The sequence below is a fragment of the Rothia mucilaginosa genome (assembly GCF_049990865.1).
GTDB lineage: Bacteria > Actinomycetota > Actinomycetes > Actinomycetales > Micrococcaceae > Rothia > Rothia mucilaginosa_I.
In genome coordinates this window covers 864,218-890,077 of record NZ_CP188231.1, presented here as the reverse complement: position 1 = coordinate 890,077, position 25,860 = coordinate 864,218, and the positions used below count along the sequence as shown (strand labels likewise).

General features: G+C 57.7%; 18 protein-coding genes. 1 reads left to right on the top strand and 17 read right to left on the bottom strand.

Annotated features, from left to right (window positions below; all coding sequences use genetic code 11):
* Positions 1–274: 274 nt before the first annotated feature.
* From ACP3RB_RS03530 to ACP3RB_RS03450, 17 genes are all read right to left on the bottom strand, one after another.
* Positions 275–3,703 carry a type I restriction endonuclease subunit R gene (locus ACP3RB_RS03530; protein WP_426699457.1) on the bottom strand — a complete coding sequence of 1,143 codons (3,429 nt, stop codon included), beginning with the start codon at positions 3,701–3,703 and terminating at the stop codon, positions 275–277.
* Positions 3,704–3,878: 175 nt separating this feature from the next.
* Positions 3,879–5,060: a restriction endonuclease subunit S gene (locus ACP3RB_RS03525; RefSeq protein ID WP_426699456.1), complete on the bottom strand. Its 1,182-nt coding sequence runs from the start codon at positions 5,058–5,060 to the stop codon at positions 3,879–3,881.
* Positions 5,061–5,062: 2 nt separating this feature from the next.
* A complete protein-coding gene (locus ACP3RB_RS03520; RefSeq protein WP_371572706.1) occupies positions 5,063–6,712 on the bottom strand; it encodes a type I restriction-modification system subunit M in 1,650 nt (549 codons plus the stop codon).
* 405 nt (positions 6,713–7,117) lie between these two features.
* Positions 7,118–9,595 (bottom strand): RelA/SpoT family protein, encoded by a 2,478-nt coding sequence (locus ACP3RB_RS03515; protein ID WP_426699455.1) that lies wholly within the window; start codon positions 9,593–9,595, stop codon positions 7,118–7,120.
* 312 nt (positions 9,596–9,907) lie between these two features.
* The gene (gene secF / locus ACP3RB_RS03510; RefSeq protein WP_426699454.1) at positions 9,908–11,089 is read right to left on the bottom strand and encodes a protein translocase subunit SecF; all 1,182 of its coding nucleotides are present in this window, start codon (positions 11,087–11,089) and stop codon (positions 9,908–9,910) included.
* A 2-nt stretch (positions 11,090–11,091) separates the two neighbouring features.
* Positions 11,092–12,783: a protein translocase subunit SecD gene (secD, locus tag ACP3RB_RS03505; RefSeq protein ID WP_426699453.1), complete on the bottom strand. Its 1,692-nt coding sequence runs from the start codon at positions 12,781–12,783 to the stop codon at positions 11,092–11,094.
* Positions 12,784–12,881: 98 nt separating this feature from the next.
* On the bottom strand, positions 12,882–13,241 hold the full coding sequence (gene yajC, locus ACP3RB_RS03500) for a preprotein translocase subunit YajC (RefSeq protein ID WP_294630923.1): 360 nt from the start codon (positions 13,239–13,241) through the stop codon (positions 12,882–12,884).
* A gap of 372 nt (positions 13,242–13,613) precedes the next feature.
* Entirely contained in the window at positions 13,614–14,600 is a 987-nt protein-coding gene (gene ruvB / locus ACP3RB_RS03495) for a Holliday junction branch migration DNA helicase RuvB (RefSeq protein ID WP_172855776.1), read from the bottom strand.
* A 171-nt stretch (positions 14,601–14,771) separates the two neighbouring features.
* Entirely contained in the window at positions 14,772–15,392 is a 621-nt protein-coding gene (ruvA, locus tag ACP3RB_RS03490) for a Holliday junction branch migration protein RuvA (RefSeq protein ID WP_311649121.1), read from the bottom strand.
* 225 nt (positions 15,393–15,617) lie between these two features.
* Positions 15,618–16,307: a crossover junction endodeoxyribonuclease RuvC gene (gene ruvC / locus ACP3RB_RS03485; protein ID WP_426699563.1), complete on the bottom strand. Its 690-nt coding sequence runs from the start codon at positions 16,305–16,307 to the stop codon at positions 15,618–15,620.
* 284 nt (positions 16,308–16,591) lie between these two features.
* Entirely contained in the window at positions 16,592–17,350 is a 759-nt protein-coding gene (locus ACP3RB_RS03480) for a YebC/PmpR family DNA-binding transcriptional regulator (protein ID WP_049345517.1), read from the bottom strand.
* A 135-nt stretch (positions 17,351–17,485) separates the two neighbouring features.
* Entirely contained in the window at positions 17,486–18,253 is a 768-nt protein-coding gene (locus ACP3RB_RS03475; protein ID WP_426699452.1) for a type 1 glutamine amidotransferase, read from the bottom strand.
* Positions 18,253–19,536, bottom strand: coding sequence for a MurT ligase domain-containing protein (locus tag ACP3RB_RS03470; RefSeq protein WP_426699451.1), 1,284 nt, complete (start codon positions 19,534–19,536; stop codon positions 18,253–18,255). The genes ACP3RB_RS03475 and ACP3RB_RS03470 overlap by 1 nt, the downstream gene beginning before the upstream one ends.
* 80 nt (positions 19,537–19,616) lie before the next feature.
* Complete coding sequence (locus ACP3RB_RS03465; RefSeq protein WP_426699450.1) at positions 19,617–20,861, bottom strand: hypothetical protein; 1,245 nt, start codon at positions 20,859–20,861, stop codon at positions 19,617–19,619.
* A gap of 562 nt (positions 20,862–21,423) precedes the next feature.
* The gene (locus tag ACP3RB_RS03460) at positions 21,424–21,999 is read right to left on the bottom strand and encodes an HIT family protein (protein WP_426699449.1); all 576 of its coding nucleotides are present in this window, start codon (positions 21,997–21,999) and stop codon (positions 21,424–21,426) included.
* Positions 22,000–22,086: 87 nt separating this feature from the next.
* Positions 22,087–22,737: a hypothetical protein gene (locus ACP3RB_RS03455; RefSeq protein ID WP_315429509.1), complete on the bottom strand. Its 651-nt coding sequence runs from the start codon at positions 22,735–22,737 to the stop codon at positions 22,087–22,089.
* A gap of 395 nt (positions 22,738–23,132) precedes the next feature.
* Positions 23,133–24,629: a potassium channel family protein gene (locus tag ACP3RB_RS03450; RefSeq protein ID WP_426699448.1), complete on the bottom strand. Its 1,497-nt coding sequence runs from the start codon at positions 24,627–24,629 to the stop codon at positions 23,133–23,135.
* 282 nt (positions 24,630–24,911) lie between these two features.
* On the opposite strand from ACP3RB_RS03450, the gene ACP3RB_RS03445 reads away from it, so the two are divergent.
* A complete protein-coding gene (locus tag ACP3RB_RS03445) occupies positions 24,912–25,847 on the top strand; it encodes a hypothetical protein (protein ID WP_426699447.1) in 936 nt (311 codons plus the stop codon).
* Positions 25,848–25,860: the final 13 nt, after the last annotated feature.

Sequence of the window (25,860 nt, the reverse complement as noted above, 5' to 3'; positions counted from 1 at the left end):
GGTCATGAGTTACGGACTTCGACCATGGGTTAGTGACTTTGGGCTGAGGTTTTAACCCACACCAAAGTCACTAACCCATGACCGAAAATCGGCGCTGTGCAGAGGGGCTGATCAGTAGCGTAGAGCCGGGTTGATGCTGTGCCACCCCTTCCCCGCTTAACGGCGAAAAGCCACATGTGTTTCGAGAAGCCACCAAAGAAGTGACTTTTCGAAACACATGTGGCTTCTGGGCGAATTACCGCTGGTTACCGCGGACTACCACTGACACAGTAGGTTAGCGGCCGCCGAGGAACGGCATGAATCGGCCAATGTGCTTCTCCAGTTTATTCTGTACGCGCTGGCGTTTAACTGCGGCATCTTCAAGGTCAGGATCTCCCAAGGCGCCTCCGAAGAACGACATCTTACTCTTAATGAGACGACTAACCTTACCGATAATGCTTCGGTTTCCTTCACGCAACGCACGATTGACTACACGCCGAGTTTCTTCGCGCTTTAGCTCTTCCTCCTGGACGATGGAATCTTCTTCACTAACTCGACGTTCAGTTACGTAGATACGGAACCGCTCATGTACGTCTTCCGACCCTTCTGCGTCTACAGTCGGTTCAGTAAGGTACTTTTCAAAATAGTCTTCAATAATATCGCCGCTATTGCGCAGCTCATTATCACTGCGGACAGCACGATGAACTATCTTGCGGAACTCTTCAATGCGACGTTCAGTGTATTCCTGCGATTCTTTCTGATCCCTAGCATTATCACGCTCAGCACGCGCTTTGGCGACCAGCTCCAAGATAAAGTAGACGTCCATGTTCTGCTGTTTAAGCAATTCCACTTCAAAGGTTATCTGGTCGTACCAAGGATCAGGACCTAGCTCATCCCCTCCATCTGGGTTGGCAAGTTCGCCGTCATAATCACGTGCTTCACGTGCTTCTTCACGAATATCGTTATATTTACCCAGATAGCCTTGCATATCGTAGTCACTAATTAGCTGAGCACTTCCATCCCGAATAAATTCATCAAAGACTTCCAACTCATTCTGTAGGGTAAGTACCTGGTTAATGAGTTTAACGTAGCGTACTTTTTGTTCCGGAGTATCCGCAATAATATTTCCTCCAGCGTCTACAGGGAATTCTTCACGGAGCTCATCTACGACCTTACAGTACTCAATATGGGCTTCCTTATATGGGCGGGTAAGCACAATATTCCACGGAGTTTCCAAGCCACTTCCAGCATTCGCGCCAGCAGTATAGTCACCGTAGAGGGCAAAAGCATCATTCGTAGCTTCTTCCAAATCACGGAAACATACAATGTTACCGGAAGGCTTAAGAGAGTTCAGAATTCTGTTCGTACGGCTAAAAGCCTGGACCAAACCATGACTCTTGAGATTCTTATCGACCCATAGAGTATTGACGGTCTTAGAATCAAAACCGGTCAGGAACATATTTACTACAATGAGCATGTCTAATTCGCGTGTCTTCATACGGCGAGAGACGTCTTTATAGTAATTGTCAAAGGACTTACCATCAGCGCTGAAATTCGTGCTGAACATAGTGTTGTAGTCTTCGAGGAAGCCTGCCATGCGGTTCTGTTCTGCGCTACCCGCGGTGGGAAATTCATAGTTTTCTTCCTCGCCGAAGGTATCGAACAACTGCGAACCGTTGCCCTGCGTGTAGATGATGGCAACCTTCAACTTTTTGGCAGGGTCGAGTACACCGTCTGCGATACGTTCTTCTTGCAGGGTGTTGATGGTGTCGTAGTAGGTGCAGGCAGCATCGATTGAGGAGGTTGCCAGGATTGAGTTAAAACCGCGAACTGTTACAGTATAGGGTTCCCTGGATTTTGCACCAGTAACAGGATCAGTGATATCTCTAATCCGTTTAAGGTCATAATTACGACCTGCACGCTGATTAGTTTTCCGGTCATAGTTATCCAGAATGTAGGTTGCAATAGCCTCAATTCGTTGAGGGTTTTCAAGAGCTTCTTTAGATTGGAGGTACTTCTCGATATCTTTTGGATTTGGTTGCTCACTGCCCTCCATAATGCACTCTAATTGGTATGCGCTTTTCTCTTCATCGCTGTAGGTTGCATTTGTGATGGTGTACTCCATATGGAAAGGCAGTACATTTTTATCGTTGATAGCGTCCACAACGGTGTATGAATGTAGCCGGTCTCCGAAGATTTCTACGGTAGTGGTACCGGGGCCGCCTGCGGAATTTTCGTCGAAGATGGGGGTACCGGTGAAGCCGAACATGCTGTATTTAGTAAAACGCTTACGAATAGACCGGTGCATTGCGCCGAACTGAGAGCGGTGGCATTCGTCGAAGATGATAACTACACGCTGACGGTAGACAGGGTGCTTGGGTTCAGCAGAGATTAGATTGGACAGCTTGTGGATGGTGGTGACGACAATGCCGGTTCCGCTGTCGGCGAGGCGTTCGCCGAGTTCACGGGTACTACCGGTGGAGCTAACGGAGTCTGCCTGAAAGTTATTGTATTCGAGCATAGTCTGGTAATCGAGGTCCTTGCGGTCCACGACAAAGATGACCTTTTCGACAAGCCCGGTTTCTGCCAGGCGGCGTGCGGTTTTGAAGCTCGTGAGGGTCTTACCGCTGCCGGTAGTATGCCAGATGTAGCCGCCGGCTTCCTTGGTACCGAGGCGCTTGGGGTCATTGTTGGCGATTTCGACACGGTTGATGATTCGCTCGGTTGCCGCAATCTGGTAGGGACGCATGACGAGCAGGTCTTCATCTACAGTGAGAATGCAGTATCGAGTGAGGATATTTGCAATAGTTCGCTTATTCAGGAAGGTACGGGCGAAAAGCATCAAATCACCAATACGGTTATTTTTTGAATCCGCCCAATAACTAGTGAACTCAAAACTCTTGCCCGCGGAGCCGCCGGAGGCTACCTTGCGGCTGGCTTTCCGCTGATCTTCGATGTGCTTGTGACGTACGGTGTTGGAATAGTACTTAGTGTCTACACCATTGCTAATAATAAAGATTTGGGCGTATTCGAAAAGACGGTAGGTATCTTGTTGAAAACCCTCTCCCTGGTAGCGTTCAATCTGTTGAAAGGCGCGGCGAATGGAGATGCTACGCCTTTTGAGCTCGATATGTACAAGGGGCAGACCGTTGATGAGGATGGTTACATCGTAACGGTTCAGGGTTTTGCCTTGGTCATCGGGTACACGGTACTGGTTGATGACCTGCATGCGGTTGCGTGCAGGGTTAACGGCATCGATGAGTATTATATTGCGTGGGGTACCGTCGTCAAGATAGAAGTTGATACGACGTTCCTCCTGAATGAGCTTAGCCTTCTCAAGGATGCCATCGTTATAGCGAGCAATATGCCGGTTAAGCAAGCGGTCAAATTCTTCGTCACTGAAGTGGAATCCGCTATTGGGGCCGTAAGCACCTTCTTCGGGGCGGGTGTTGAGGCGTTCGAGCTGTTCGCGCAGGTTGCGGATGAGTGCGGCTTCGTCGGTGAGTCGCGGTAAATATTCATATCCCTGGGCCCTAAGAACCCTAATAAGTTCGCGTTCAAGTTGAGATTCAGTTTGAGCTGAACTATGGAGGGTCTGTGCAGTCTTCCATTCATCATAACCAGGAGCCTTTTCACGGTCACCGATAACAGTATAGGTGTCGCTAGTGAGGACCCGGTCACGGCTACCTTCAGAGAGATAGGGGTAGTTGGGTACAGTTTCCACGGGGTACTCCTTTGTGTAGGGGTGGAATATGGACGGTTGGGCTCGGGGTTGGTGAGCCCGGCTAGTTTGAGTTTGGGTTGTTGAGTGCGATTGAAGTGCGGGGCCCGCGCAGGGGTGGCGGGGTGCCGCCCCTGCACGGGGTGTGCGCGTGATGCGCAGTTTGATGCGCGGGTGGCTACTGGTTGTCGCCCTTGCGGGGGAAGGTAAGTAGCTGGTCACGGTAGTACTCGTACTGACTACGACGTGCGGCGAGCTCTGCGGGTAGACCCTCGGAGAGGCTCGTGGTTAGAGAGTCGAAGCGGTCGAGAATATCGACAATGCGCTGCTGCTCTTCCAGAGGCGGAACCGGAAACTCGATTTTCGCAAGGTTCTTAGGCGCAACATCAATAACCTTCGTACCGAAAGCATGACGCCTTTTATCCTTATTGAACCGGCCGGTTGCCATGTAATAAGAAATAAACTTTGCGTTCTGCTCGGGAGCTTTAATAACCGTTGCGTGACCGCCAGTAACAATGTCAGAATCTCCAACCCACGCTACAGCCTTGCAAACGTCTTCAAGGTTTTCACTCGTGTTAGCGACAATGACATCACCGGGGTTAACTACAGCAAGTTTCTTTGCTTTCTCTTCCGGGACGTGCGTTATAACCTCTGCGGTTGCAGTACCGAATTTCGTATAAATCTGGCCGTAGTGAATTGCACCTACACCGGATTCGGAAAAATCGGTCTTCGGCATACCAGAACCACGGACAAGCTGCGCAAAGGAGCCCAGGGGAACACGGGGGCAGTCAAGGGCTTCGAAGAGCGAGTCACGGTAATACTCGTATTGCAGAGTACGCGCTTCCAGCTCCGCTTCCAGCTCTGCTTCCAGGTTCGTGAATTTGTCGAGAATTTCAACAATCGCTTCCTGAATCTCCAAGGGAGGAACAGGGACCTCAAACTTCACAAGCATTGGCTTACGAATAGATTTAACGGTAGCTTCAACTGCATGCCGGTTAATATATTCTTTAAAGAATGAAGAAATATAGTAATACCCAAACTTGGGGTTCATTTCATCAACCGTAAAAGAAATCCTGTAGGCGCGCTGATGCAGGTCATATTTCCCGGATACAAAGTGGAAGATTTCACCAACGCCACCTTCACCAGGAATAACAATTGCAGTCTCATCGTATAGATACTTTGACGACCGAAGAATTGTCTTGGAACGAACATAAAAAGGATACTGCCCAGACTCCTGAGCGTCCTTCTTGTCGCTCTTACCAGTTCCAATATCAGCAATTTCACCCAGCGGGCGGTACTCTACCCCGCCCGGGCAGAGCTCAGCCATCAGGCGGTCAATATAATTCGTCACCTCAGCCATGACTACTCGCCGCCTTCCAGGCGCGCCACAATAGCGTCAATCTCCACGCGCAACTGAGCCTGACGAGCCACAATACCCTCAATACGGGAATTCAGCTCAACAATATCCACGCGCTCACGCGTATCCTCCGGCTCAACCCAGCTCGACACCGCCAGGTTCGCCTCCTGCTCCAGCAGCTTCTCCACCGGAACCAGCGCCGAGAAATGCTCACGCTCCTCACGAGCCGCCAGCACCTCCAGAATCTTCTCACGGTGCGCCTTACCCAGAATGTTCTGGTTCGTGCCCTTATCGAAGAGGTGCGAAGCATCCACGAATAGCACCGAATGGTCCTTACGGGCACTCTTCTTCAGAACCAGAATGCAAGTCGCAATACTCGTGCCGTAGAACAGGTTAGGGGGCAACTGAATTACAGCGTCCACCCTGTCCTCTTTCAGTAAATATTCACGAATCTTGCGCTCGGCATTGCCACGGTACAGCACACCTGGAAATTCGACAATCGCAGCCGTACCCGTTTCTTCAAGAGAAGCCAACATGTGCATCGTAAACGCCAGGTCAGCCTTCGACCTAGGTGCCAGAACTGTTGCCGGGGCATAACGTTCATCGTGAATTAGGGTCGGATCAGAATCGCCCTTCCACTTCGTGGAATAGGGCGGATTAGACACGATAGCATCGTAGAGGCCATAGGCCTTATCCCCAGCATTCTCCCTCGCTTCGAGGTTCCTGCGATGCTTCGGATTTATCAAGGTATCACCATGCGCAATGTTGAAACCGTTCAAATCAAGACCATGAAGAATCATATTCATGCGACACAGGTTATAGGTCGTCAGGTTAATCTCCTGTCCTACAAAAAGTGGCATCTCAACCTCGTCACCACGTTCTCGCAGGATGCGGGCAAACTTTAGCAACAGCGAACCTGAACCACACGCCGGGTCATACACGGTACTAATATCTTGGGGATTACGCCCGTCCATAGCAATCTCTGCCAGGAGCTCTGAGACTTCCTGTGGAGTGTAGTACTCACCTCCGCTCTTACCCGCATTCGCCGCGTACATACCCATAAGGAACTCGTATGCATCCCCGAAAGCGTCATTTGAACTCTCCGAATAATCAGAGCTAAGGTCCATCTCTGCCACAGCGTCCATAAGTTTTTTTAGAGTCTCATGACGAGCAGTAGCAGTCGCTCCCAATTTATTAGAGTCTAATACAAAATCATCAAAAAGACCTTTTAGGTTATTCTCAGAATAAATCTCCTCAGCTGAAGACTCGATTGATTTGAAAACCTTATGAAGGGTCTCATTGAGGTTATCATCACGCTGTGCAGCAGCATGTACTGAGGAAAAGAGCTCTGAGGGTAAGAGGAAAAAACCGAGATTCTTAATGACATCACGCTTACCCTCAGCGTCAATAAAACTATCGGGAAGCGCTGCATAATTGCCGCCGGACGAAGCATCGCTGAGATGCTTCACCAGACGCTCAGAGAGGTAACGGTAGAAAAGCATACCCAGCACGTACTGCTTAAAGTCCCAGCCGTCTACCGAACCGCGCAGGTCATTCGCAATACGCCAAATCGTAGAGTGCAGCTGCGCACGCTCCGTATTGCGGTTACGGTGCTCGTCAGTGGTAGCGGAAGAATCCGTAGACTGCGTCGTCATAGGGGCGGTCAACCTCTCATCAGTAATCGTTTCTACAGTCGAAGAAACGTCAAAAGTTCGGAACCAGTGCGGCCCCGGTCGTACACATGCGCCAGCGCCGGTCTAGATGCTGTACTCCGTGGGAGCGTTCGTAGCTTCCACAAGCCGTTTCGTACCCGGCGGCGCGAACTCTTTCAGTATACGGGTTCCCCAGACCCCGCACTCGCCCGTTCGTCATTCTGGAACACAACCCGTTTAACGGCGAGAAGCCACATGTGTTCGGAACACATGTGGCTTCTCAGTGTAAAGAGCAGAAAATAGAAATCCGGCCCGTCTACTCCATCAAGAGTAGCGGGCCGAACGGTTAACTCAAGAGTACAAAAACCAGCACCTCGAATCAACCTATGAAGGATATTTCTAAAGAGGCTACGCTTCCGAGGGTTTCGCGCCGGTCAGGCGGTACGCCTTGTACACGCCCGTCACGTTACGGACCACGTTCAGCACGTGCTCCAGCATGAAGCGGTCACCCAGCTCCAGGGCGAAGCGGTCCACCACGGTACGATCCTCTGAAGTGTGCACGCGCGCATCCAGAATGTTCACGCCCGACTCAGAGATCGCGCGAATCAGGTCGCTCAGCAGGCCCTTACGGTCCAGCGCCTCCACCTGAATCTGCACACGATACGTAGCGGTCGGCGAAGACGCCCACTCAACCGTGGTCACGCGCGGCTCCTCGTCAGCGTTACGCATGTTCGGGCAGTCGCGGCGGTGCACCGAAATGCCGTTGTAACGGGTCACAATGCCGATAATGTCATCCGGCGGAACCGGGGTGCAGCAGCGCGCAATCTTCGTCAGCACACCCTCAGCACCCGGCACAATCACGCCGTTATCGCCAATCGCCTTGCGGGTGGACTTCAGCAGCGTCTCGTCAAAGTCGCTGACCTCAACCTCGGGTGCCGGCTCGTCGCCGCGGTGCACCTCAACCAGGGTGTCAATGACCTGCTTCGGCGTGATTTCGTGCTCACCAATCGCACGGTACAGCGACGCCACGTCGTTCTTGTGCAGTAGCTGAGCCACCTGAGTCATAATCTCCGGGCTCATCATCTTCTGCAGCGGCAGCTCACTGTTGCGCATGCTCTTGGTGAGCATCTCGCGGCCGGCGAGCAGCGCCTCCAGGCGGCGTTCCTTCGCGAAGTACTGGCGGATCTTCGTGCGAGCGCGTGAGGAGCGAACGAACTTCAGCCAGTCCTCGCTGGGGCCGGCATCCTCGTTCTTCGTGGTCATGATCTCCACGGTCGCGCCGGTGGGCAGGACCGTGTGCAGCGGCACCAGGCGGCCGTTGACCTTCGCGCCGACGGTGCGGTCGCCAACCTCACTGTGGATGGCGTAGGCGAAGTCCACGGGGGTGGAGCCGTTGGGCAGGGCGATTGCCTCGCCGTTGGGGGTGAGTACGACGATTTCGTCGGTGTCGAGGGTGTCGGCGAGCGACTCGTAGAACTTCTCCGATTCCGGGTTGGAGTTCGAAATCTCGGCGATGGACTGCAGGATGCCGACGTTCATCATCGCCGAGGTCTGGGTGCCCGGCTCCTTCGGGTCCTTCGCGGGCGCGCCGCCACGAGCCGCGACCTTCTCGCCGCGCGACGCCGCCTTGTAGCGCCAGTGCGCAGCCACACCGTACTCGGCCTCTTCGTGCATCTTGTAGGTGCGGATCTGAATCTCAAGCGGCAGGTTACCCGGACCGTACACAGTCAGGTGCAGCGACTGGTAGTTGTTGTTCTTCGGGTTCTTAATGTAGTCCTTGAAACGACCAGTCATCGACGGCCACAGGGACAGCACGTGGCCGAGCACGGTGTAACACTCCGCCTCCTCCTCAACCATGATGCGCACCGCGAGGATGTCATTAATCTCGTCGAAGCTACGGCCCTTCGTCTTCATCTTCTGATGAATCGAGTAGTAGTGCTTGGGGCGGCCGGTCACGGTCGCCTCGATACCGACCTGTGCCAGGCGCTCCTTAATCTTGGTGCGCGCCTCGTTCAGAAACTTTTCGAGCGCGGGGGTACGTTCGCCGACCATGCGCACCATTTCGGCGTAAATTTCCGGGCTCATGGCGGCGAAGGACAGGTCCTCCAGCTCCCACTTGATCGTGTTCAAGCCCAGGCGGTGCGCGAGCGGCGCGTAAATCTTCAGGGTCTCTTCTGCCTTCTTCGCGGCAGAAGCCTGCGGCACAAAACGCCAAGTACGCGCGTTGTGCAGGCGGTCGGCAAGCTTGATGAGCAGCACGCGGATGTCCTTGCTCATGGACAGCACGAGCTTACGGATCGTCTCAATGGAGGCGTTCTCGCCGTAGGTCATCTTGTCCAGCTTGGTCACGCCGTCGACCAGGTAGGCGACCTCCTCGCCGAACTCTTCGGTGAGCTGCTCCATCGTGTAATCGGTGTCTTCCACCGTGTCATGCAGCAGGCCGGCGGCGAGCACGGGGCCGGTTGCACCCATCTCCGCAAGAATTGCGGTCACCGCGACCGGGTGGGTGATGTACGGGTCGCCACTCTTACGCTTCTGACCCTCGTGGCAACGGTTCGCCACCTCGTAGGCGCGCTGCAGCACCTGGATGTCTTCGTCCGGGTGGTAGCGGCGCACGGCACGTACGACCGGCGCAATCATCGGGGAGAAACGGATGGTACCGCCGCGCGAATCGGACGCCTCCATCTTGCTGCTGCGGCTACCGAAGACCAGGCGGTTCGGCACACGCCCGCCAGCAGCCATGACGCGGTGCGAGCCGCGTTTCTTCTTTGCGTCAGACGAATCAGTTTCAGGCAGAGGAATCGGGCCAGCGGGCCGAACCGCAGGCTTCTCGGCGGTCCCTGCAGGGTTCTCAGCGTTGGTGTTCACGGCAGGTTCTGCACTCATTCCGGGCTCCTTTGGACGTAACAGCGATGACCTGAGCCCCCGAATCTGCTCGTCGTTGAAAGGCGTGGATGCGGGCGCGCAGTATCTTCTACCTTTATCCTACCCAGCACGCGGATATGCGCCAAAATATGTGCGTAAACTATGCCGCACTGTGACACATTAGACCTGTGAAATATTAGGCCGGTAGGAACAAACCAGCGGGCATAAAACTGCGGGCACACTAAAGGGGAGCCAACACCTCTCGGTATCGACTCCCCTATCGTTAGCAACGCCAGTAGCACAGTAGCACTAGTAGCGCTGGCGGAACGCAGGCTAACCGTTCAGGTTCACGCGGTGAATCTCAATGGTTGCACGTGCCGGCTTCTTAGCGGGCTTCTCGGCAGCCTTCTCGTCCTCTGCGGAATCCTCGGACTTCTCAGCCTTCTCAGACTTCTCAGACTTCTCAGCCTCGGCGGGCTCCTCCGAAGAGTCACCCTCAGCCTCCTCAGCCTCAGCGTCCTTGAAGTTGCCGCTCTCCACCTTCGCGGTGTGCTCACGAATCTGAGGCTCACCCAAACGTAGCGAAGCATACAGCGGAGCAGACACGAACAGCGTGCCGAACATGCCCACCAGAATACCCACAAACAGCGACAGGGACAGGTCCTGCAAAGTACCCGCGCCCAGGATGAACGCACCAATGAACAGGATCGCGCCCACCGGCAGAACACCCACAATAGCCGTGTTAATCGAACGGACCAGAGTCTGGTTCACCGCCAGGTTAATCTGCTCGGCAAAGGTCGTGTCGCGGCGTTCCAGCACGTCCTCGGTGTTCTCACGGATCTTATCGAACACCACCACCGAGTCGTACAGCGAGTAGCTCAGAATCGTCAAGAAACCAATAATTGCACTCGGAGTAATCTCGAAGCCGAACGCGGCGTACAGGCCAACCGTCACCACCACGGTGAAGAACAGGCCCGCAATAGACGCCAGCGACATCTTCCAGGTACGGAAGTAGAACGCCATACCAATCAGCGCAAGCACCACAAACGCAATCAGACCCCAGAACGCCTGACGGGTCACATCCGCACCCCAGGTCGGGCCCACAAACGAGGAGGTCACGTCATTCTCAGAGACGCCGTAACCCTCCTGCAGAGCCGCCTTCACCTGCAGAGTCTCATCATCGCTGAGCTTGCTCATCTGGGCACGAATCGTACCCGGCGCAATATTGGTCACGCGAACATCCGAAGCATCCTTCGCCTTCTCGTGAATAATGCGCTCACCCGTAGCAGTATCAACGTGCGCGGTCTTCGAGACCACGAACTCCGAACCGCCACGGAAATCAATACCCAGGTTGAAGCCGCCACCAACAGCCGGAATCAGAACCGAAACCGCCATCAGCACAGTAGCCAGCAGCAGCCACAGGCGGCGCTTACCCACGAAGGGGTACGAGCGGGCACCCGAATGCAGGTCATTACCGAAGCGGGCAAAAGCATTAGGTTTCACATCGGTAGCCATGCTTAGCTCTCCTTCTTCTCATCAGAAGCAGACTCGTCAGCCTCAGCGGCGGCACGCTCTGCACGGCGACGCTCAGCAATGCTCAGCTGCTTCTCCTCCGGGCTGCGGAGGCGACCGGCACCACGGTACAGCGGCGTAGCGCCCAGCGACTCAGGCGACAGGCCCGAGTGGCGGTGACCCTCACCGAAGTAGCGGGTATTCGCCAGCAGGGTCAGCATCGGGTGGGTGAACAGGTACACGACCACAAGGTCAGCAATCGCGGTCAAACCAAGGGTGAACGCGAAGCCCTTCACCGAACCGACCGACACCACGTACAGCACCACAGCAGCCAGCAGGTTCACAGCCTTCGACGCCAAAATAGTGCGGGATGCACGCTGCCAACCGTGGTTCACCGCCGACGGGATCGTGCGGCCCGCACGAATCTCGTCACGGATACGCTCAAAGTAGACGATGAACGAGTCAGCCGTAGCACCAATCGCCACAATCAGACCCGCCACACCAGCCAGGGACAGGCGGTAGTTCAACGCCCAACCCAGCAGCGCAATCGCCTCATACGAAATAATGCCAGCCACAATCAGCGACATCATCGTGACAAAGCCCAGCAGACGGTACTGGAACAGCGAGTACACGAACACCAGCAGCAGACCAATCAGACCGGTCAGCAGACCCACACGCAGCTGCTCCGAACCCAGGGTCGCAGAAATCTGCTGCTCCGACTGGATCGTGAAGCTAATCGGCAGGGCACCGTACTTGAGCTGATCGGCGAGAGCCTTCGCCTCCTGCTCGGTGAAGTTACCGGTAATCTGCGGCTTGCCGTCAGAAATCACTGCCTGCGACACCGGGGAGGACAGCACCTTGCCGTCCAGCAGAATTGCGAAGCGGGCACGCGGATCATTTGCGTTCTTCGCACGAATCGCGTTCAGGCGAGAAGTGATGTTCTGGAACTTCTCACGAGCCTCATCGTTGAACTGAATGTTCACAGCCCAACGGCCCGTCGTCACGCCCTGACCGCTCGTCTCCTGCGAGTGGCTTGCGGTAGAAATATCGCTACCGCTCAGCTCCACAGGACCCAGAATGTACTTCTCCTTACCGTCAGTGGAACACGCCACCATCGGCTTAGTCGGGTCGGCACTATCGGCGTCCTCATTACGTGCCGCGGTGCAGTCCTTCGCCTCGTACTGCTTGTACAGGTCCGCAGTAATCCAGTTGCGGTCCGAACCATTAGTCGGTTCCGCGGAGGGCTTGGGCAGCTTATCGTCCGCAGTGCGGGCATCCTCAGCCACCGCAGTACCGGCACCAGAAAGCAGCACCGGGCGGAACGTCATATTTGCAGACGCCTGAATCAGCTGACGAGTCTCAGCGCTAATTGTTCCGGGAACCGAAACAACCACGTTATTACCCGAGCCGAAGGAGGTGGTAACCTCCGCCTCCGAAACGCCGGCACCATCAACGCGCTGACGAATAATCTCAACCGCCTGGTTCAACTGCTCCTGGGTGACGTTCCCATCCGAAGAGCCATTGACCTTCGGAGAAAGAATCATCTGAGTACCACCCGAAAGGTCCAGGGCGAGCTTCGGTGCCCAAGAACCTCCCGAGTAGGTGCTGCCAAAAATACCGGCAGCCATAACAACCATGAGCAGGACCATCGAGAGGAGCGCCCCTCGCGCGGCTGCAAGCGGTGAACGCTTAGCCATAATGTTCCTTCTTCGTGTGAATAGTATTGAGTGTTCTACAGATTCCGTAACGTGAAAACCCGACGCCGCTCATGGGCGCCGGGCTCATACGCTCTGAATTACTTAGCGGTATCAGAAGAGGTATCGGAAGCGGGAGCTTCGGATGCGGTAGCCTCGTACACGTCCTCGGTCAGGGGCGCTGCGGGGGCTTCCTCCTCAACAAGGTTCAGGATCGCATTCATGGACGCAGTAATCACAACGCCCTCTGCAATCTGAAGCTGCAGCTTGTTGTTCTCAAGGTCAGTGCTGACAACGGTGCCGTAAACGCCGGAAGCAGTCATCACCTGATCACCAGGGACGAGCGCACGTCGCATTGCCTGCAGCTCCTCCATCTGCTTACGCTGACGCTTCTGCGCAGAGAACATCATCCATGCCAGCAGCGCCATCATGGCGATCATAATCAGGAGGTTAAAATCCATGGTCTCACTTTCACATCCGCACCCGTGCCGCTCACCGCGAGGGTTGAGCGTACCAGAAGGTGTGGAATCGTAGATACAGTACGTATCCATCCTACGCGAGAGCTTGAGCTTTAGTGACCCGAACCAGCATTTTTGTGAGGTTAACCTGAGTTTTGGACTCTCTCGGCGTAATTTTATGTCGCTGATAAAGCCCGGCAGAGCCCGATGGAACCTGACAGCGCCTGTAGAAGTGGTGCAGAAAGATGCGTTGCCGAACGATACAAAGGAGCGCACAGAGAAGCCCGCGGGAGGTTGTTGCTACCTCACACGGGCTACTACTGTGTCATCAACTGCTGTGTTATCAGCTGGTGCGGGTCTAGAGCTGAATCGGGCCTAAAGCTGAATCTCCGGGGCTTCCAAGCCGAGGTGCTCCCACGCCGCGGGCAGAGCCACACGACCGCGCGGGGTACGACCAATCAGGCCCTCACGCACCAGGTACGGCTCGGCAACCGTCTCCACGGTCTCCGTCTCTTCACCCACCGCAATGGCGAGGGTAGACAGACCCACCGGGCCGCCGCCGAACTTGTGAATCAGCGCCTCCAGCACAGCGCGGTCCAGGCGGTCCAGGCCGCGCGAATCCACCTCGTACATGTCCAGAGCGGTTGCGGCATCGGTCGCATTAATGCGATCCACGCCGTTGACCAGCGCCCAGTCACGCACACGGCGCAGCAGACGGTTCGCAATACGCGGCGTGCCTCGGGAACGACCGGCAATCTCGGTGAATCCCTCGGAGGTAATCTGCATGTCCATCAGGCCCGCGCTACGGCGAAGTACCAGCTCAAGCTCCTCCACCGAGTAGAACTCCAGGTGACCGGTAAAGCCGAATCGGTCACGCAGAGGGCCGGGCAGCAGACCCGCGCGGGTCGTCGCACCGACCAGGGTGAACTGCGGCAGCTCCAACGGAATGGAGGTCGCACCCGCGCCCTTACCGACCACAATATCCACACGGAAATCTTCCATCGCCATGTAGAGCATTTCCTCAGCCGGGCGGCTCATACGGTGAATCTCATCCAGGAACAACACCTCACCGGGGGTCAGCGAAGACAGAATCGCCGCTAAATCACCCGAATGCTGAATCGCCGGGCCGGAGGTAATGCGCAGCGGCGCCTCCATCTCTGCCGCAATAATCATTGCGAGAGTGGTCTTACCCAGACCGGGAGGTCCCGACAGCAGCACATGGTCGGCGCTACGGCCACGCATCTTCGAAGCCTCCAGCACCAGGGACAGCTGCTGACGCACACGGCGCTGACCCACAAAGTCATCCAGGGACTTAGGGCGCAGTGCCGCCTCAATCATCTTCTCTTCAGGCTCTTCTTCCATCGCCACGAGGCGCTGGGCGGGAGCTGAAGACGCCTGAGTGCCGGGCACCTGACCGGGAAAATACCCGCCGGAAACCAGGGACGCCGCGGGCTGCGGCTCATAGGGATTCTGGCTCATAGAATTCTTCTTTCACAAAAGTTTGAGTGGGATACAACGAACAGGGCGCGCCGATTAGTGGCGGCCCACCGTGTTCTGAGTACCCAAGGAGGCGAGCACACCGCGCAGAGCCACACCAACCGGCTCAGTCTCTGCGGCAGGGTTGTGCTGCACGTAGGCGTCAATAGCGGCGGAAGCGTCCTTCTCGCTCCAGCCCAGGGAGGTGAGAGCATCAAGCACCTGCGGCTTCCAGATGATGCCCTGGCTCAGCGGTAGCTCATCGGTCTGGCCATCGCTGAGAATCAGTTTGCCGGCAAGCTCCAGCACAATACGGCGGGCGCCCTTCGGGCCGATACCGGGAACCTTCGTGAACGCCTTATCGTCACCGGTCGCCACGGCGCGCTCCACCTCAGCAGCAGTGTGAACGCTCAACACCGCCAGAGCAATGCGCGGACCAATACCGGAAACCGAAAGCATCATATCGAACACTTCACGCTCGGCAGGCTCCGAAAAACCGTAGAGAGTCATCGACTCTTCACGCACAATCATGGTGGTCAGCACGGTAGCTTCCTCACCGGTGCGCAGCTTGGAGAGAGTACGCGCAGTAGCGTACACGAGCATGCCGAAACCGTTCACGTTAATCACCGCATGGTCAAGGCCCACCTGAGCCACACGACCGGTCAGGGATGCAATCATTTCTCTCCACCTTTCAACACCGCGCCCAGGAATGAGGCTCGCGGCAGTGTGAGGGCACCGGGAACTCCGGCACCCACAGAACGCACTCCCCCAGTTCGACGGGGAGACACTACAAGTATATTAGAATATTTCTTCTGAAATCAAGCATATATTCGAACTTCTTAGCGAATATACACAAGCCAGCAGGAGGGGCGCAAAGACCTACGAAGGCACACACAGGCACCTCTAGCGGCGAGCGCGCGCCTCCGCCTCCATCCAGGCACGCTGCGCCGGAGTCAACACCCCGCCGCGAGGCGCCTGTGCCGGGCGTGAACCCTGATGAGTCTGCGTCTGAGCGGACATGTTAATACCCGAACCGATGCCGCCGCCACGCCAACCGTGACAAATGGCAATTGCCAGGGCGTCGGCAGCATCGGCGGGTTTCGGCATGGAATCCAGCCCCAAAATACGGGTCACCATGCGACCGACCGACGCCTTATCGGCGCGGCCGCTACCGGTCACCGCCGCCTTCACCTCCGAGGGGGTATGGAAGAACACCGGCACGCCGCGCATCGCCGCCGCAGAAATTACCGCACCCGAAGCGTGCGCCGTACCAATCACCGTGTTCACCTGCTCCTGAGCGAAGATACGCTCAATCGCCAGGGCATCCGGCTTGTAGGTGTCCAGCCAGTGGGAGGCGGCGTTGAAAATCCAGAGAATACGCTGGTCCAGGGACTCCGCAGGGATCGTGCCGGCAACACCCACGTTCACGAAGTGCGCCTTACGGTCGGCGGTCATATCGAGCATGGAGAAGCCGCAGCGGGTCAGACCCGGGTCAACACCCATGATGCGGGTTGCACCCGGCACACGCTCCACAGCGGCAGCGGTACGGTTTTCACGCATGCTATCGCGTGCGGCAGGTTGAGCGGCAGCCATCATCTCCCCTTTCGACAAACTCCCTCTAGAATCTCTAGATTCTAGCCCTTCAGAATCCTAGCACCCGGCACCGGGGCACGCCACGAACATTGTCACCGCGAGAACGGTCACCACAAGTGCGGTCACCGCGCACCCCGCGAAAAGTATCCAGCGCATCCCCAAGATGCGGTATCGCAGGCAATATAGCCCAAAACGCTAAGAAGCCACTCCCCCAACCAGCCACCCTACGGCGGCTCGGTTAAAGGAGCGGCTTCTTCAAGCATCAGATATCAGAATCCGAGCGATTACTCAGCTTCCAGCTCTGCCATAACCTCAGCAGAAACGTTAGCGTTCGAGTAGACGTTCTGAACGTCGTCGAGCTCTTCAATAGCGTCTGCCAGCTTCATGAACTTCTTAGCACCCTCGGCGTCCAGGTCAACCTGCATGGTCGGGCGGAAGACCGGGTCGTCGTTGTTGTACTCCAGGCCAGCCTCGTCCAGTGCCTTACGAATCTCGGGCAGGTCGGTCGCTGCGGAAACAACGGTGAACACGTCGCCCTCGTCCAGAACCTCTTCGGCACCTGCATCCAGGACAGCCATCAGAACGTCGTCCTCGGTCAGACCGTCAGTCTTGGTGACCTCAGCAACGCCCTTACGCTCGAACAGGAACGCAACCGAACCCTGGTCAGCCATGGTGCCGCCGTTACGGGTCACAGCCAGGCGAACCTCAGACGCTGCACGGTTACGGTTATCGGTCAGACACTCAATGTACAGAGCGGTACCCTGCGGGCCGCGTGCTTCGTACATGATTTCGGTGTAGTCAATGGTCTCACCGGTCAGGCCAGCGCCACGCTTGATTGCGCGGTCAATGTTGTCGTTAGGAACGGAGTTCTTCTTCGCCTTGGACACAGCCAGGTCAAGAGCGGGGTTACCAGCAATATCAGCGCCGCCCATACGTGCTGCAACTTCAATTGCCTTAATGAACTTCGCGAACGCCTTCGCGCGCTTAGCGTCGATAGCAGCCTTCTTGTGCTTAGTAGTCGCCCATTTAGAGTGACCGGACATTCGTATCTCCCTTAGTCAAAACCTCTGTGCGGACACGGCGAAACGTCCCACGCACCGTACTGTACTCACATAACTATACCGTAGCGGAGGCGCACACCACCTCAGAAAGTGCACGCCACCGCCCGGAATAGGATGCTAGCGGGGGCGAGATGCAGCCGAAGCGCGTGCCTTCTCCACCAGCGAGTCGTCAATCGTGTTCGGCGTGAACTCGCCAAACTTACGCTTAGCCGCCTGCTCAATCAGGTAGTCCGAAATCTTCGGGTTCTTCGGCAGCAGCGAACCGTGCAGGTAAGTGCCAATCACGTTGTGCACGCGCGCACCCTCGTATGCATCAGTCACATTGTTGCCCTCGCCCTTGGTGACGGTAGCCAGCGGGGTACAGCCAGAACCCAGGTAAGTCAGGCCCGAGTGGTTCTCAAAACCAATCACGGTGCCGAACTCCTCAGACTCCTCAACAATGTTGCCAATCAGGCGGTCATCACCGCCGACCGTGTGCGCATCAAAAATTCCGATGCCCTTCAGCACCTCACCCTCACGGGTGCGGAACTCCTTGCCGAACAGCTGGTACAGGCCACAAATGACGAGCATCGGCACGCCATCCTCAGCCAGCGCGCGCAGCGTGTCACCATTAGCGTGCAGGTCGTCCTGAATCACGGACTGACCGGAATCCTGACCGCCGCCACCCAGAATAATGTCAACATCCTTCGGGAAAGGCTGACCGGGGTTGTGATCCAGAATCTGCACGTCAAAGCCGTGTGCCTGCGCGCGACGAGCCAACGCCAGGGTGTTACCCCAGTCGCCGTAAATGTTCATGTCGAGCGGGTACAGCTGCAGAATACGCAGAGTCTTACCGTTATTGGGGCCGGAGGCGGGGGTGCCCTCAAAAGTGTGAGTTGCCGTCATTAGGATACCCTCTCAACGTCAGTGATCTTTGCGAGCTCTTCACGCAGAGCCAGCATTGCGGTGTAGGTGCAGAAAATACGCATGGGCGCGTTACCGCTGGAGGCAATGAAGCCCTTGAGCGCATCGGCGAGGTTCTCGTTGACCTCGTCAACCTTCACGCCGTCATGTTCCAGGCGCAGCGCCATATCCCAGGCGCGCACGCCCGAAACCATCTGCACGCCGGTCTTCTTCAAGCTGTCGAAGTCAACATCCCACAGCCAGGACACGTCACGACCGTCAGCGTACTGGTCGTTAATCGTGATCATGGTGGCGTAGTCGTCAGCGTTCGCGCTCGCCAGGGACAGGCGGAAACCGCTCGGGTTCTTCACGAGCAGCAGCTGCAGTGGGCGGCCGTTCACGTTCAGGGTCTCACCGCGACCGAAGGCGGGGGTAATCTTCGCCAGCTCCGCAATGAGCTTATCTTCGTTGAGCTTATCTCCCATGACGGCGCGGGTCAGCGCCATAGCGCCTGCTGCGTTGAAGATGTTGTAAATGCCGTAGAGGTTAATCTCACCGACTCGTTCCACACCCGCCAGATCAAACGTAGCGGAGGTGCCGGAGAACGCGGTGAGGGTGACGTCTGCATCGGGAAGGGTTGCCTTCGCAACGGTGCCGCCGCGCATCTCATCATCCGAGGGGAAGTACGAGCGCAGGGACTCATCCAGGCCGTAGTACTTGACGGTCACGCCCGGCTGCACGTTCTCAGCGAGCGAGCGGATGCGCGGATCCTCACGGTTGAGCACCACGGTGCCGGTCGTTGCGGAGGCGACGGTCGCCAGCATGCGACGGGTCGTGTCAATCTCACCGAAGCGGTCCAGCTGGTCACGCAGAACGTTCAACAGCAGAGCGTAGTCGGGCTTGACAGCCTTGACGAAGTGCACGGCGTGCGCCTCGTCCAGCTCAAGCACAGCGATATCAGCGTCAAGCTTGCCGCCGAGAGTCATCTCGCCCAGCAGTGCCGCGGCAACACCGCGCACAAAGTTCGAACCGGTGCGGTTAGTGAAAACCTTCAGACCCTGAGCTTCAAGCAGCTGCACAGCCATCTTCGTGGTGGTGGTCTTACCGTTCGTACCGGAGACAACAACCACGCCGTAGGGCAGCTTCGCGAGCTCTTCAGCGACGAAGTCGGGGTGCAATTTTTCCATGACAAGGCCGGGGAAGGCGGAGCCGCCGCCGCGAAGCTTAGTCGCGACGCGTACGCCCTGGCCGAGAAGACGAATGAGGGGTTTGGACATGCTTACCATTTTAGTACACGCACGCTAACGGCTGAATGGTCCGCCGGGACTCGTTCGCTACAGCCGGACGGGGCGGGATGCTGGGGTAGTTAGAACAGCGAACCCTGCACCCTCACCCGCGTGAACTCCTGCGCAGGCTCCACCAGCACATTCCTCCACGCGGCAGTATTCACCAGGAACGCCGCGTCAGCATCGCCGGTGTGGGCGCTCAAAAACTGACCCGCCGCGCCCGTGCAGAAGAAGCCAGCCGCCCCGCTCTCGATGCCGGGATTACCCAGACCAGAATCGCACGGCGCCAGTGGTTCGGGCGATTGCGCCCGCAGTGCCGCATACGGGCGGTTCATGGCGAGCGACGGAATCCACGGCTCATCCAGGGCGGTGAGCGGCACCTCCGGCTCGGTGCGCGCCAGCTCGGCGAGCGCTTCGCGGGCGCGGGCAACCGCCTCCTGATGAGCAGAGCGAAGCTGCGCGCCGGGCAGCGGGTTCGTCCAGGCACGGTACTTGCTCGCCACCTGCTTGACCTGCGGAATCTTCGCGAGGGCGGTCACGGCATCTTCGGCGCGGCGAATGGTAAGCCCGTCGGGTGCGAGCGCAATGTAGGTGGCGGTGGCGACCGCCTGCTCGTCCAGGCGGCGCGGGGTCGAATGCAGAGAGCTCGTGCCGACCTTGTGCGTGCCGTCCGGGAACGTCGCGATGTAGAGGCGGTGCTCCAGCATGGCGTAGGCGCGCATGGATTCGGTGAGCGTTCCGGGGTACAGGTGCGCGCTGTGCAGGGCGGTGAATTCGTCGCGGGCGGTGCAGCGCGGGCACTGCTGGCCACGCTGGATGCGGGTGCCCTCGGGACAGGGTACGCGGCGGATTCCGGCGGAGGTAACCCCGGGTTCGGAGGCAGATTCGGGGGCGGCGTCACCGCTTACGCCGGTGGTGTAGCCGGCGCAGTAGCGGTAGAGTTCCCCCTCGCTATCGCGCGGAATACGCAGCCCCAGGTAGGCGCCGGGGGTCAGCGGAATCTGGATGCGCACCCCGCTCGGAACGCCAAGCTGAGCGGGCACGCTTTCCTGGATAGGAGCGCTCTCCCCTGCCGCTTGAGATGACCGGTGATGAGCTCCTTCAGCGACCCCGCCAATGGCTCCACCAGTTACAGGCACGACCGGTTCCACCTCAATGAGCGGGCGGCGATTGGACCAGCGGATTTGCCTCCAGATGAGCAGCTGCGGCGCGCCTGCAGAATCACCGGCTGCACCGGCATCATTACCGGCGGCAGGCGCAGTAGCTACAGCAGGCGCGGCACTAAACTCGTCGAAAGCAGTCTCAAGCAGGTTGGGGTAGTCCATAGCATTCCACTCTAGCGGGTCTGGCGCATCTAGTGCTGGCACATCTCACGGCTCTGGCGGGTTCACGGCGCGGCTGGCGGGACTGCCCCAGACGCTCCACACATTCCCGGCGCGCATCCTCGGAGCGCAAAAGAGGCCAGCAGCCTTCACGCTGATCCGCACCCCTCGCAGTGTTGCCGCGCGTTCACGCACGACCGGGTGGGTTCTCAGTTGAGGCGCTGACCTCTGTGGTTGATGCAGGGTGCTTACCCTGCCAAGCCCGAAAGCGATCGGTGACCGCTATTTTTCGGTGAGCTATGCGGTGTTCATGGAAGCCGGAAGCTTCCCCGCAGCGTCGCTGCAGTTAAAACTTTGCCATATCCAAGGGGCATAACATCATTCAAATACGCGTCGACCGCCTAATCTACGCATTTATGAAGCAAGTTTTTTCTGCACTGGTTGGCAAATTGAAGTAGTGAGTGCAGATTTTCAAACCCACCAAGCCTGCCAACCGGGCCACCGAGCTATCTAGACTGGGCTATCTAGGCCGGGCTACCTAGACCGGATCGTCTAGCCAGCCTGCCTAGCTGAGTCGAGCAAACCCCTCCGCAATAGCCACACGCATATCATCCAGCGTGCGGGACATGGTCTTGGTGTGAGCGATAATCGGCAGGAAGTTCGTATCCCCACTCCAGCGCGGCAGAATGTGCTGGTGCAGGTGATCAGCAATGCCCGCGCCGCCCACCTTGCCCTGATTCATGCCAATGTTGAAGCCGTCATTATGCGACACCTCACGTAGAACCTTCATGGCGAGCTGGGTCAGCTGCGCAATCTCCATGGTTTCCGCCTCGGTCGCATCATCGTAGAACGGGATGTGACGGTACGGGCAGATGAGCAGGTGCCCCGGGTTGTACGGGTAGAGGTTGAGAATCACGAAGGCATGCTCGCCGCGGTGCACAATCAGCGACTCCTCGTCACTGCGGCTGGGCGCGGTGCAGAAGGGGCAGGTCTTCTCGGTGTAGTCCTTCTGGCCACCGCTCACATAGGCGGTGCGGTGAGGGGTCCACAGGCGCTGGAATTGGTCCGGTGCGCCGGGCAGCTCGAAGGAATCCTGCACCGAGGCTGCGGTGCCGTGCTCGGGGGTCGTGTTCTCGCTCATAGTCCCATTCTATAGCCCGCACGCGGCAACGGGAACGACCCATCCGCTATGCGTGCCAGATATGAGATGACTCCCCCGGTAGCGCGCTTAGCCGTGCTGCTTTTCCAGGTGAATGATGCGGGTGGCGCCCTCATAGGTCATGGGGAAGCTCAGCACACCGTTCTCCATGGTGAATTCCTTGGCTTCCTTGTCGGAGGCGTAGGGTGCGCGGGCCAGCTTCGCACGATCCACGCGGGAAACGTAGGTAAAGTTGCCGGTCTTCGCCTCGAAAGCACCAACCCAGAAGGGGGTCGCCAGCTCTTCGTGGTTCAGGTGGTAAGTCACCTCGATAACACCGTCGTGGATGACGGCGTCCATGTAGTTCTCGAGGTCGGCGGCGCCCTGCTGAACCCAGGTGCCGTCAGCACTCGTCGTCGAACGAGTCGCGAGCATGGAAGAAGGCATAGCGGTCGGGGCGGGTGAGGCAGGTTCCTGATTGCTCGTGTTATCCGGTGCGGGGGTCTCGGTGGGCTGCGTTGCGGTCGGGTGAATCGACGGGTCCTGCGAGACGCCAGCCGCCGCCTTAATTCCGGTGCTGTCGTCGCCGGGGGCGGAAACGGCGCTAGGTTCGGCGGTTGCAAAAGCAGCCTGGTCAACAACAGCGGATGCGGAGGCGTTATTCGGTGCGGATGCGCACGCGGTGAGGGAGAGCGCGCTGACGAGTAGAGCGAGCGCACCCAGGGTGGACTTAGGTGCCACGAAAGTGTCCTAACAGAGTGTGTGTGTTTGAGTGAGTTTGTGAGTTGAGTGGTGTCTGCCCGTGAGTGAGGTGGGGATACGACAACACCCCGTAGCGCATTGGGCTACAGGGTGCTCGGTAATCGGCACGTAGATAGTTTATAGGCTCTGGCTAGGAGTTTCACTAGTGACGGTTATTTTTAAAAGATAGTTTGGTCACATTAGACCTTAAATTGAGGGGTTATTCACAGGCAAGAGCACCAATTTGCACTCTGAGCGGGCTAATTTTACCTTGACAAGCCACAACATAATATCTGGCGAGATTTTCTGGATTTCTGCCCCAGTATTTCTGCCGCGCCACCGGCAAACCCACAATTTCGTTGCAGACAACAGCAGAACTCAGCAGAACTCAACACCTATTTGCGAGAGCGCAACGCGAACTTCTCACGAATAATCGTGAACGTCTGGCGAGTCTCCTCCAGCAGGGCGATTGGCTCCTGCTCACGCACCGCAACCTCATGAGAGGTCGAGGAATCAGCGGGTTCACCAGTCCGCGCGGCGCCCGGTGCGGTATTCGAGGCAGCAGCCGAGGCGGGCTCAGCAGCACCGAAACCGGGGGCACCGAAACCGGCGCGGCGTGCCGCCTCCGCCTCCGAAGGAATCGGGTGTACGCCGTCTTCATCCACGACCTCACGCAGGGTGTAGTTGTGGGCTTCACGGCGCGCATACTCACGAGCTAGCAGGGCACGTAGCTCAGAAATTTCCTGGCGAAGATCGTCCACGTCAGCCTTGGTTGCGGGGTACTCTTGCTCCTCCCTGCCACCGATTTTTTCGATAATCCAGCTGGCGAGCGCACCGGTCGCAACCGCGACCATACCCACGCCGTACAGCATGACGACCACGGCGATAACCCTGCCGATGCCGGTGATCGGGTAGACGTCGCCGTAACCGACCGTGGCGAGGGTCGTGAACGTCCACCAGTAGGCGGTGGGCAGGTCACGAATCATCGCGCCCGGCTCGGAGGACTCCACCGAATAGATTGCCAGGGCGAACATGATGATGAAGATTGCGGTGTACCCGAAGAGCTTCACCGCCAGCTCTGAGAGCCTCTTGTACTGGCGGTTGGTGGTCAGGTGAATCATGGCGAGGAAGCTGACAATACGCCACGCGGGTAGCAGCACAATCGCCAGGTTCATCAGGTTGTGCGTGATGAAGTAGAGTCGCCGTGGCGCCAGGTACAGGCGAATGCAGTAGTCGGCGGCGAATAGGCCCCACAGAATCATCTGAATGATGTTGAGGTACCCGTCGTACGGTTCTTGGATGCGCGTGCTCATGATGGGTGCGGCGAACGCGAGCAGGTACAGCACGGACGCCACGAACATGGGCGTTGAGGAACGTTCCTCCCACGCCGCCAGGTTCTTCTCGCCGCGGTACTTGCTGAGCGTACGGAACAGGCGGGTGCGCGGGGCGCGACGCGGTGGGTCCGTGACGGTGCGGGTGACCGTACGGATGGTCGTGGTGTGCGTTTCGGGTTCGCCCGCATCGATTATCTCGGCGGCATCATCGGGGTTGCCCCGGGTGCCTGCTTTCGGGGAGCCCGTATTCGGAGTGCCAGCTTTCTGGTCGCCCTTGCCGTGCGGGTGATGCGTGGTGCGGGTGATGCGGCGTTCCTCGCGGTGCGTGCCGTCCGGCGCGTCGGTGGTGGCGTATTCTTCGACGACTTCTTCGTAGTCGTCGTCGGGGTCCAGGTCGGTGGAGTAGACGGAGTGAGCGCTGTCCAGGCGGGCGCTATCAATCTGCACGGCGTCTACGGGCAGGGCGGTTGCTTCTGCGGGACTAGCTGCTGCCGGACTCGCTGTAGCGGGGATTGCTTCAGCGGGAGCGGTTTTAGATGCGGTAGTTTCAGGGCGCACAGACGCACCCGCCGGGCTGTCCCCCGAGCTATTCCCTGCCGACGTATTGGGTGCTGTGCCGTTCTTTACCGTGTTTTCTGCCTGGTTCTGTTCCGCCTTATCCATAGTGTGAATGATACTCCGCGCCGTTGCGTTTGCGTTTCTATTTCATTGCACTGCGGGCATTTAACCTGACACAATATGTGGTGTACCCATCACCTCGGTTGCGCTATCCAGCAGTGTTACTATCCCCCGCAGTGTTACTGCCTCGTAGCGTTGCCGACCCGCACCTCGGAGTGCCTTATGCCTTCACACATCACCGCTTCCTTCTTGCACCTGCCGAGCTTCCGCCAGTCAGGTTTTCCTCACCCGAGCTTCCGTCAGCTGGGCGTGAGCCTGTGCCTCTCCGGTGCGCTCGCCGCTGCCCTGGGTGGGTGCGCCTCCCTGAACTCCTCCCCTTCTGCGTCTGCTGAGGCTTCGTCTGAGCCGACTGCGGCGAGCCACGCGACGGCGCCGGTGCTTCAGGATTCTGAGGGTTTCCGCCTGTTTACCGGTCGCGGCGCTGTTGAGGAGGCGGTCTTTGAGGGCCCGGCGGCGCCCGCCTCCTATTCGTATGTGGAGTTTGAGCGTCGCGGTGAGCCGGAGGGCACGATGAAGGTTTCGGTCACTGACGGTTCGGGCACTCAGGTTGAGGTGGTTGCTGGCGGTTCGGGTGAGGGTGCGGGCGTGTGGGTTCGTAATACGGCGAGCGCGTCTGCGCCGGCTCCTTCTAGTACCGGTCCTTCTAGTTCCGCGAAGTCTGCCGGTGCGGTGAGTGTGCCGTATAGTTCGGCGCGTGTGACGGCGTCGACGTCGCAGCTGACTGATGATGCGCAGTGGATGGTGTCGGTTCGTGCGGCGGGTGTTGGTTCTTCGGGTGAGTTTGAGGCGCCTGATGGTGTGCCGTTGACGAGTCAGAGCGCGGAGGTTGGCGAGATTCAGATGCAGGGCAGCCGCGGTTTTGTGCACGATACGGTGTCGAGTGGCGGTTCGGTTGCGGTGGAGAACCGTTCGGGTGCGAAGATGACGGTGTATTGTGCGGGTGTGGATCGTAAGGAGCGTAGTGTGCCTGCGGGTGGCCGCGTGTTTGTGGAGGATTTGGGGGTGCGTGCTTCAGCGGGTTCTCCTCTGTTTTGTGGTGTGGTGACTTCTGATAGTACTGCTAGCTGGAATGTTACGGCGCTCGGCGGCCGCGCCTAGGGTTGAGCGTCTC